Origin of the sequence: Prauserella marina, from assembly GCF_002240355.1 — a bacterium.
GTDB lineage: Bacteria > Actinomycetota > Actinomycetes > Mycobacteriales > Pseudonocardiaceae > Prauserella_A > Prauserella_A marina.
The window spans coordinates 1,028,010-1,037,500 of the sequence record NZ_CP016353.1 but is presented as its reverse complement, the minus strand read 5'-3'; the positions used below and the strand labels follow the sequence as shown (position 1 = coordinate 1,037,500).

Genomic DNA, 9,491 nt, shown 5'->3' with positions numbered 1-9,491 from the left:
GCCGGCTCGGGTTCGCTCCCGTCCTCGGGAAGGTTCGCCAGTAGGAAGAACTCGATCTCCGGATGCACGTAGCAGGTGAATCCGGCCTCGCTGGCCTTCGAAAGCTGCCGCCGCAGCACATGCCGGGGATCGGCCCATGAAGGTGAGCCGTCCGGCATCGCGATGTCGCAGAACATCCGCGCCGAGTACAGCCCGCCGTCCGGCGTCTCCCACGGCAGCACCTGGAACGTGGAGGGATCGGGCTTGGCGACCATGTCGGATTCGTAGACCCTGGCGAATCCCTCGATGGCCGAACCGTCGAATCCGATGCCCTCGCTGAACGCACCTTCGAGCTCGGCAGGCGCCACGGCGACGGACTTCAAGAAGCCCAGCACGTCGGTGAACCAGAGCCGGACGAAGCGGATGTCCCGTTCTTCAAGCGTGCGCAGCACGAACTCCTGCTGGCGATCCATGCCGCGACCCTATGCGCGTCTTGTTAACTCAATGTTTCGGGGCTGGGTCCCCTTCGGGCGAACTCTTGCGGATCGACAGCGAGAGCACGGCGGCCACCGCGCAAAGTCCGCCCGCGGCGAACCACGCGAGGTCGTAGCTGCCGAGCTGGTCGCGCGTCAGCCCGGCTCCCAGGGCGGCGACGGCGGCGCCCACCTGGTGCGACGCGAAGACCCAGCCGAAGACGATGGGACCGTTGGCACCGAACCACGTCCTGCACAACGCGACGGTCGGCGGGACGGTGGCGACCCAGTCCAGTCCGTAGAAGACTATGAACGCCCACATCGGCGGTTCGGTCGTCGGCGCGAAGAGCATCGGCAGCACCAGCAGTGAAGCACCGCGCAGCACGTAGTAGGTGCCGAGCAGCCAGCGTGGATCGACGCGGTCGGTCAGCCAGCCCGACGCGATGGTGCCGACGACGTCGAAAAGCCCGACGAGGGCCAGCAGCCCCGCGGCCGTCGTGTGCGGCATGCCGTGGTCGTGCGCGGCGGGAACGAAATGGGTGCCGATGAGCCCGTTCGTCGAGGCACCGCAGATCGCGAACCCTCCGGCCAGCAGCCAGAACGTGCGGGTCCGCGCCGCGTCTCTCAACGCGGTCAGCGCGCGCATCGCACTGCCGCCCGCGCGCATGGTTCCGCCGGTAGCCCGCGGGGTCTGCTCGCCTTCCGGTGCTCCGTACGCGGTAGTGCCGACGTCGGCTGGCCAGTCCCTCAGCAGCAACAGGACGATGGGCACGACGGCGAGCGCGGCGCCTGAGACGACCAGCGACGCCGTCCTCCACCCTTGATCGGTGGCGAGCATCGCGACCAGCGGAAGGAAGACGAGCTGTCCCGCGGCTCCCGCGGCGGTCAGGATCCCGCTGACGAGACCTCGGTGCTTGACGAACCAGCGTCCGGTGACCGTCGCGACGAAGGCGAGCGCCATCGAGCCGGTTCCGGTGCCGACGAGCACGCCCCAGCACAGCAAAAGCTGCCAGCTCTCGGTCATGAACACGGTGAACCCGCTGCCTGCCGCCACCAGCGCCAGCGCGCTCGCGACGACCTTGCGCATGCCGAACCGTTCCATCAGGGCCGCCGCGAACGGCGAGATGAATCCGTACAGCAGCAGGTTGATCGACACCGCGGCGGAGATCGTTCCCCGTGACCAGCCGAATTCCTCGTGCAGCGGATCGATGAGCACGCTGGGTGCCGCCCGGAAACCGGCGGCTCCGACGAGTGCGACGAACGCGGCGAAGGCGACGAGCCATGCCCAGTGCACTCTGCTGGCACGGGCGGGTACCGCGGTGCGGGTATCGGTCACCGGCACAGCTTCGCCTGATGATCGTCAGCCGACGAGTGGCAGGAATGCCAATATGTGTAAGAATCCTGCCATGCATCAGGTGGTCGTTCTCGCCATCGACGAGGTCATCGGATACGACATGCAGATTCCGCCGCAGATCTTCAACACGGCGCGGCTTTCCGGTGAGCGCCTCTACAACGTGCGGCTGTGCGGCATCGACGACAAGCCGGTGCGCGTGGCCACCGGGTACACCGCCGTGCTGGATCACGGCCCCGACGTGCTCGCCGAGGCCGACACCGTGATCATTCCCGGCACCAAGGCGCGTGGCCCTCGCTACGAAGGCACCCTGCCCGGCGCGATCGCCGACGCGCTCGCGCTCATCCCCGGCAGCGCCAGGATCATGTCGATCTGCACGGGCGCCTTCGTACTCGGCGCGGCGGGGCTGCTCGACGAGCGTCCGGCCACGACTCACTGGGCCCATTCCCGGCAGTTTCGCGAGCTGTACCCGAGGGTGAAGCTCGACGAGGACGTGTTGTTCGTCGACGACGGCGACGTACTCACCTCGGCCGGGCTCGCCGCAGGCGTCGACCTGTGCCTGCACGTGGTGAGAAAGGACCACGGAGCGGAGGTGGCGAACGCCGCGGCCCGCTACTGCGTCGTCCCGCCGTGGCGGGAAGGCGGGCAGTCGCAGTTCATCGAACGGCCGTTCGTGGAGACGTGGGCGGGCAGTACCGCGCCGACCAGGGCATGGGCGCTGCAACACCTGGCGGAACCACTCGACGTCGCCGCGCTCGCCTGCCACGCCAGCATGAGCACGAGAACGTTCGCGAGGCGTTTCAGGGAGGAAACCGGGCTCCCCCCGCACGCCTGGCTGACGAAGCAGCGCGTGGCACATGCCCGCAGGCTGCTGGAAAGCACAGAACTGTCGGTCGAGCAGGTGGCGGTTCAGTCGGGCCTCGGCAGCGCGGCCTCGTTGCGGCAGCATCTCGGCGCCGCCATCGGGGTGACCCCGCTGGCCTACCGGCGCACGTTCGCCGCCCAGCGCGGCAAGGTCTGACCGTTCACCGCCTCCGCCACCGCACAGGGCCACGACACGCGGCGAATTCGTCCCGCTAACGTAACGACATGGTGTCCCGCCGGATCGCTTTCCTCCTCGTACTCGTCATCGGGATGCTCGGCGGTTGCACGCCGTCCCCGGACACGAGCGGCCCACTGCCCGAGGGACGCGGACTCGTCGACGAATCCGCGACGCAACTGCGCGAGCTGCGGAGCGTCCGCTTCCAGGTCAGCCTGAGTGGCACGGTGCCAGGGCTTTCCATCAGGGAGGTCGACGGCGTGGCGACAAGGCAGGGCGGCGAGTACGGGTTCGCCAGTGGCGACGCGGACGTCCAGGAACACACCGACCGGGTGCAGTACCGGTTCCTGCTCTCCGGTGACCGGTTGCGCCTGACGGACAAGGACGGCAACACCTCGGAGCGGCCGGTGCCCGCGGAGTTCAGCCCGGCCCGGCTGCTCGACCCCGAGCGGGGGCTTTACCAGCTCCTCGAAAAGGCGAGCGGGCTGACCACCGAAGGCAGGGAAGAACTCGACGGTGTGTCCTCGTACCGGGTGACCGGTGAGCTGTCGCGGTCGGTTGTCTCCGCCCTCGTTCCCGGCATCGACGCCGACGTCGACGTCAAGTTCTGGGTAGCGGAAGGAAAGAACCGCGACCTGCTCCGGTTGTGGATCCAGATCCCGCCCCGACAGAAGAACGAGGGCTCCGTGATGCTTGAGGTTGCCTTGTCGGAGCACAACGCGCCGGTGCGGGAATCAAGCGACGCTTCCTGAGCCTCCCTTTCAGCAGCGAGCGCCTTCCTCGGGCAACTCACCGTCGACGAGGTACCTCGTGCCGATCTCGTCGACGCAGGTGTCGCCCTGCAGGAACACGGTGTGCTGAGTGCCCTCGAAGGTGAGCAGGCCGCCCTTCATCGCCTTGGCGAGGCTTACTCCGGCCTCGTAGGGAGTCGCCGGGTCGTTGGTCGTCGAGATGACCAGTGAGGGAGGCACACCGTCCACCTTCGGCAGGTGAGGTTCCGAGGTGTTGGGCACGGGCCAGAAGGTGCAGGCGTCCCTCGCCGAGGAGTACTCCGTTCCCGGGTCGAGGAAGGGGGCGACCTCGGCGTACCTGCGCTGCGCTTCGAGGATTTCCTGCTTGTCGGTGACGCGGGGGTCGTCGACGCAGCGAATGGCGACGAAGGCGTCCTGGGTGGTCGCGTACTGGCCGTCGCTGCCGCGCTCGTTGTACATGTCGGCCAGCGACATCAGTGTCTGGCCTTGGCCGTTGGCGAGTTCGGCGAGGCCCGCGTCGAGCTGCTCCCAGAACTGTTCGGTGTACAGCGCTTGGATGGTGCCGGTGGTGGCGTCCTCGTAGGAAAGCGCCCTTCCGCCGACGTCGACCGGGTTGTCGATCAGCGGCCTCGTCAGGTCCTGGTATGCCTTCGTCGCGGCTGCCGGGTCCTGGCCGAGTGCGCAGTCGGCGCGCTCGGCGCACCAGCTGGCGAACTCCCCGAACGCCTTGCCGAAGCCTTCCCCCTGCGCGACAAGCGATTCGACGAGGTCTTGCTCGGGGTCGAGCGCGCCGTCGAGCACGAGCGCCCTGACGTTGCGGGGGAACGCCTCCGCGTAGGTGTAACCGATGCGCGTGCCGTAGGAGTACCCGAGGTAGGTCAGTTTCTCGTCGCCGAGTGCGGACCGCAGCACGTCGAGGTCCTTCACGACGTCCCTCGTGCCGAGGTGGGCGAGCATGTCGTCACCGTGCTCGGTGCGCTGCGCGCATTTGGCCGCGAAGTCCTTCTCCTGCTGTTCCTGCGCGGCGACGCCCTCCGGGCTCCCGTCGACCTCACTGTCACTGGCGCGATCCTCGTCGCGTTCGTCGGCCGTGAGGCAGGTCACCTGTGGCTCGCTGGCTCCTACTCCGCGCGGATCGAAGCCGACGACGTCGAACTTCTCCCCCACTTCCTGGCTCGCGACACCCCTTCCGATCGAGGCGGCCGAGACCATCCCCGACGCGCCGGGCCCGCCGGGATTGAGCACGAGCGAGCCGATCCGGTCGGCGTCGTCGGCGCTCTTGTGCCTGAGCACACCGATCTCAATGGTCGTGCCCTCGGGCTTTTCGTAGTCGAGGGGAACGGTCATGCGGGCGCACTCGATGCCGTCCGCCTGGAACATCCGGCTCGCCGTCTCCGATGTCGCGAAGGGGGCGCAGGCGCCCCAGTCGAGTTGCTGGGAGTAGTAGGTGTCGAGTCCGTCGGGTACCGGCCCGGCCGGGCCGGAGCGGGATGGCGGATCCGTCGGCTCCGACGAGCAGGCCGTCAACCCGGTCACGACGAGTAGACAGGCGGCCAGGGACAGGTAGCGTTCACGGGCGGACACGTGTCGATCGTGCCATTGGCAAGGGAACTCGACCGCACCAGCACGGCGTTGAATGCTGTTGGATGATGCGGACACATGGGGACGGAGGCTCGGGTGGTGGCGTTGATGGGCCGGGTCGGCAAACGACTGCGCAGGATCATCCAGCGTCCTGCCAGCGTGGAGCTGACTCGCTACGAGGCACTGCTGCCCACGATCGAGAAGCGGGAACCCGGGCTCGAAGAACTGAGCGACGCGGAGCTGACCGAGGCCGCGAACAAGCTCAGGGAGGCCGAGAACTTCGGTGACGAGCAGATCGCCGAGCTGTGCGCGCTTGGCAGGGAAGCGGCTCGACGGGCGCTCGGTGAGCGGGCATTCGACGTGCAGCTTCTCGGTGTGATGGGCCTGTTGTCCGGCAACGTGGTGCAGATGGCGACGGGCGAGGGCAAGACGCTGGCCGGCGCTCTGGCCGCGGCCGGCTACGCGCTCCAGGGCAAGCGGGTTCACGTCATCTCCGTCAACGACTACCTCGCCCGCCGTGACGCGGAGTGGATGCGGCCGGTCTACGAACTGCTCGGTGTTTCCGTCGGCTGGGTCGAGCCGGTGCTGACGGCCGAGCAGCGACGGGCGGCCTACGCGGCCGAGGTTTGTTATGGCGCGGTCAGCGAGATCGGCTTCGACGTGCTGCGCGACCGGCTGGTCACCGACGTCGAGAAGCTGGCGCAGCCAGAGCCGGAGGTCGCGATCATCGACGAGGCCGACTCGGTGCTCGTCGACGAGGCACGGGTCCCGCTGGTGATGGCGGGCTCCGTCGACGCCGGGGTCGCCGACGAGGAAGTCGCGAACATCGTGCGCAGGCTGCGGGTCGGGTTGCACTACGAGACCGATCCCGACGGCCGCAACGCGTGGTTGACCTCAGCTGGTGCTTCGGTGGTCGAGAAGGCTCTCGGCGGGATCGAGTTGTACGAGGAGGAAGGCTCGGACCGGCTCGCCGCGGTGAACGTCGCCTTGCACGCGCACGCGTTGCTGACGAGGGATGTCGACTATCTCGTCAGGGAAGGAAAGGTCCAGCTCATCAACGCCTCGCGGGGGCGAGTCGCGGAACTCCAGCGGTGGCCTGACGGACTACAGGCCGCGGTGGAGGCGAAGGAGCAACTGCCGCCGTCGGATCACGGCGAGATCCTGGATTCGATCACCGTCCAGGCGCTGATCGCGAGGTACCCGCAGGTGGCGGGCATGACCGGCACCGCGGTGGCCGTCGCCGAACAGCTTCGCGAGTTCTACAAACTTGAGGTCGCGGCGATCCCGCAGAACACGCCGAACGTCCGCAAGGACGAACCGCATCGCATCTTCGCGTCGCCGGGGCACAAGCTGCGGGCGATCGTGGAGGAGATCAGGACGGTCCACGAGGACGGGCAGCCGATCCTCGTCGGTACGCAAGACGTCGCGGAGTCGGAGGAGCTGGCCGAGAAGCTCGCGAAGGCGGGGCTGCCCTGCGTGGTGCTGAACGCGCGCAACGACGCGGAGGAAGCGGCGATCATCGCGGAGGCGGGCAAGTTCGACGCGATCACCGTGTCGACCCAGATGGCGGGGCGTGGCACGGACATCCGGCTCGGCGGAGCCGACGGCGCGGACCGCGAGCGGGTCGCCGAGCTGGGCGGGCTGCACGTGATCGGCACGGCCAGGTATCCGAGCAGCAGGCTCGACGACCAGCTCAGGGGACGCGCGGGCAGGCAAGGCGATCCGGGCAGTTCGGTGTTCTTCGCGAGCCTCAACGACGAACTGGTGCTGTCGAACGCGCCCGATGTTCCCGAGGGCATCGAAGCCGACGACAAGACCGGTGAGGTCACCGATTCGGCGGCGCACCGGCAGATCAATCACGCGCAACGGGTCGCCGAGGGTGTCGACCTGGAGATCCACCGCAACACCTGGCGGTACACGCGGCTGATCGAGCACCAGCGGGCCGAGTTGCTCAAGCACCGCGACGAGGTGCTGCGTACCGAGGCAGCGCGCGAGCGGCTGGAGGAAGCGGAACCGGACCGGTACAAGGAGCTGGCCGAAAAGCTCGACGAGGAGACCTTGACGCGGATTTGCAGGGACATCGAGCTGTATCACCTGGACCAGCTTTGGGCCGATCACCTCGCGTTTCTCACCGATGTCCGCGAGACGATCCATCTGAGGGCGCTGGCGAAGGAAACCCCGCTCGACGAGTTCCACCGGGCGGCGATCCCGGAATTCCACAAGCTGCGTGGCGAGGCGGAGAAGCGCTCGGCGAAGACGCTGGTGGAAGCCGAGATCGCCGAGGGAAGCGTCGACCTCGCCGCCGCCGGGATCAGGCGGCCGACCTCGACCTGGACCTACCTGGTGCAGGACAACCCCTTCGACTCCGACGCCGAGCAGGCGCTGAAGAAGGTCAGGGGCCTGCTTCGCAAGAAACGCAACTGAGCCCCCCGGCTCGGCGTTCGGAAGCAAGGGAGCTTTGCTGCCGTTTGGCGGTAGCAAAGCTCCCTTGCTTCTTTCGGGCTGCTCCCGGAGCCGGCTACCCGGCATGCGGCGTGCTCGCCGACACATGAACGCGCGGGCCGACTCTGCGCCAGAATGAGGGCATGCCGCAACTGCGCATCGCACTCGCCCAGATCAATCCCACCGTTGGCGACCTGACCGGCAATGCCGAGCTGATCGTGACGAGAGCGCGCGAGGCGGTTGCCTCCGGCGCGCACGTGGTCGTCTTCCCCGAGATGTCGCTCACCGGTTATCCGGTCGAGGATCTGGCGTTGCGGAAGACATTCGCCGACGCGTCCCACGCTGAGGTCGACGCGCTGGCGACCCGGCTCGCCGAGGCGGGTTGCGGCGAGCTGCTCACCTACGTGGGCTACCTCGACCAGGACGACGCCGGGCCGCGCAACGCCGTGGCCGCTCTGCTCGGGGGCCGGGTCGTGGCCAGCCAGTACAAGCATCACCTGCCCAATTACGGCGTTTTCGACGAGCGCCGCAACTTCAAGCCTGGCGACGCGCTGGAAGTCCTGCGGTTCCACGGCCTCGACATCGGCATGGTGATCTGCGAAGACCTGTGGCAGGACGGCGGCCCGGTCGCGGCGCTCGGCGAGGCGACCGTCGATCTCGTCGTCTCGCCCAACGCCTCACCGTACGAACGTTCCAAGGACGACGTCCGGCTGCCGCTCGTCGCGGGGCGGGCGGTGGAAGCCGGGGCTCCCGTCGTCTACACCAACCTTGTCGGCGGGCAGGACGACCTCGTTTTCGACGGTGACTCGATCGTCGTGGCGGCCGACGGCCACCTACTGGCCCGGGCACCGCAGTTCGTCGAGCACCTGCTGGTGCTCGATCTGGACCTTCCGAGGGGCGCGGGCACTCGGGAAGGCCGGTTCGCGGGCATCGAGGTGAGTCACCGGGTGCTGAGTGCCGAACCGCTGCCCCACTACGAACCGCTGCCAGAGCCCACCATCAGCGAACCGCTTCCCGACGAGGCGGAAGTGTGGTCGGCCCTCGTCGTCGGTCTGCGGGACTACGCGCGCAAGAACGGTTTCCGTTCGGTCATCTTCGGTTTCTCCGGCGGTATCGACTCGGCGGTCACCGCGGCGCTCGCGGTGGACGCGCTCGGCCCCGAGGCCGTTCACGGTGTGTCGATGCCGTCGGCGTATTCGTCGGAGCATTCCAGGGCGGACGCCGCGGATCTCGCCCGCAGGCTCAGCTGCCCGTTCCGGGTCGAGCCGGTCGATCGCATGGTCGCGCAGTACGTTGATCAGCTCGGCCTGGCCGGTACCGGACTCGCCGAGGAGAACATCCAGGCGCGGGCGAGGGGGATGCTGTTGATGGCGCTCTCCAATCTGGAGGGTCATCTCGTGCTCGCCACGGGGAACAAGACGGAGATCGCGGTCGGTTACTCCACGATCTACGGCGACGCCGTCGGCGGTTTCGCGCCGATCAAGGATGTTTTCAAAACCCACGTGTGGGCATTGGCGAAGTGGCGCAACGCCGAAGCCGAGAAGCGCGGAGAAACCCCGCCCATCCCGGAGAACTCGATCACGAAGCCGCCATCGGCCGAGTTGCGTCCAGGGCAACTCGACAGCGACTCGCTGCCGGACTATCCGTTGCTCGACGACGTCCTCGACGACTACGTGGAGGGTGACCGCGGCTACAAGGCATTGCAGGAAGCGGGTTTTGACGCGGAAACAATCGACAGGGTCGTGCGCATGGTCGACAAGGCGGAGTTCAAACGCAGGCAGTACCCACCGGGCACGAAGATCACGTTCAAGGCATTCGGCAGGGACCGCAGGTTGCCCATCACCAACGCCTGGCGGGAGGCGCATTAGAGCTGT

At 67.8% G+C, this 9,491-nt stretch carries 7 protein-coding genes (1 of these 7 only partly in view); 4 read left to right on the top strand and 3 right to left on the bottom strand.

Going from position 1 to position 9,491, the window contains the following annotated elements:
* A protein-coding gene (glnA, locus tag BAY61_RS04685) for a type I glutamate--ammonia ligase (RefSeq protein ID WP_091810843.1) crosses the window boundary here: on the bottom strand, positions 1 to 452 show its start. The gene continues 892 nt to the left of window position 1, outside the view; 452 of the gene's 1,344 nt are visible here — the first part of the coding sequence; it begins with the start codon at positions 450 to 452; its stop codon lies off the left edge, out of view.
* A gap of 28 nt (positions 453 to 480) precedes the next feature.
* Positions 481 to 1,788 carry an MFS transporter gene (locus BAY61_RS04680; protein WP_091810869.1) on the bottom strand — a complete coding sequence of 436 codons (1,308 nt, stop codon included), beginning with the start codon at positions 1,786 to 1,788 and terminating at the stop codon, positions 481 to 483.
* A gap of 70 nt (positions 1,789 to 1,858) precedes the next feature.
* Here BAY61_RS04680 and BAY61_RS04675 point away from each other — a divergent pair, with 70 nt between their 5' ends.
* Positions 1,859 to 2,824 carry a GlxA family transcriptional regulator gene (locus tag BAY61_RS04675; RefSeq protein ID WP_091810844.1) on the top strand — a complete coding sequence of 322 codons (966 nt, stop codon included), beginning with the start codon at positions 1,859 to 1,861 and terminating at the stop codon, positions 2,822 to 2,824.
* Between the two features lie 68 nt (positions 2,825 to 2,892).
* Entirely contained in the window at positions 2,893 to 3,594 is a 702-nt protein-coding gene (locus tag BAY61_RS04670) for an LppX_LprAFG lipoprotein (protein ID WP_091810845.1), read from the top strand.
* A 9-nt stretch (positions 3,595 to 3,603) separates the two neighbouring features.
* Here BAY61_RS04670 and BAY61_RS04665 read toward each other — a convergent pair whose 3' ends face one another.
* On the bottom strand, positions 3,604 to 5,178 hold the full coding sequence (locus tag BAY61_RS04665) for an alpha/beta hydrolase (protein WP_091810846.1): 1,575 nt from the start codon (positions 5,176 to 5,178) through the stop codon (positions 3,604 to 3,606).
* A gap of 96 nt (positions 5,179 to 5,274) precedes the next feature.
* Between BAY61_RS04665 and secA2 the strand changes: the two genes are divergently transcribed.
* Together secA2 and BAY61_RS04655 are read left to right on the top strand one after the other, a co-directional pair.
* A complete protein-coding gene (secA2, locus tag BAY61_RS04660) occupies positions 5,275 to 7,599 on the top strand; it encodes an accessory Sec system translocase SecA2 (protein WP_091810870.1) in 2,325 nt (774 codons plus the stop codon).
* A gap of 161 nt (positions 7,600 to 7,760) precedes the next feature.
* Complete coding sequence (locus BAY61_RS04655; protein ID WP_091810847.1) at positions 7,761 to 9,485, top strand: NAD+ synthase; 1,725 nt, start codon at positions 7,761 to 7,763, stop codon at positions 9,483 to 9,485.
* The last annotated feature ends 6 nt before the right edge of the window (positions 9,486 to 9,491 follow it).

Excerpts from the sequence above, each read along its gene's own strand:
- BAY61_RS04675 (WP_091810844.1), top strand. The coding sequence starts at position 1,859 with ATGCATCAGGTGGTCGTTCTCGCCATCGACGAGGTCATCGGATACGAC.
- BAY61_RS04670 (WP_091810845.1), top strand. The coding sequence starts at position 2,893 with ATGGTGTCCCGCCGGATCGCTTTCCTCCTCGTACTCGTCATCGGGATG.
- BAY61_RS04655 (WP_091810847.1), top strand. The coding sequence starts at position 7,761 with ATGCCGCAACTGCGCATCGCACTCGCCCAGATCAATCCCACCGTTGGC.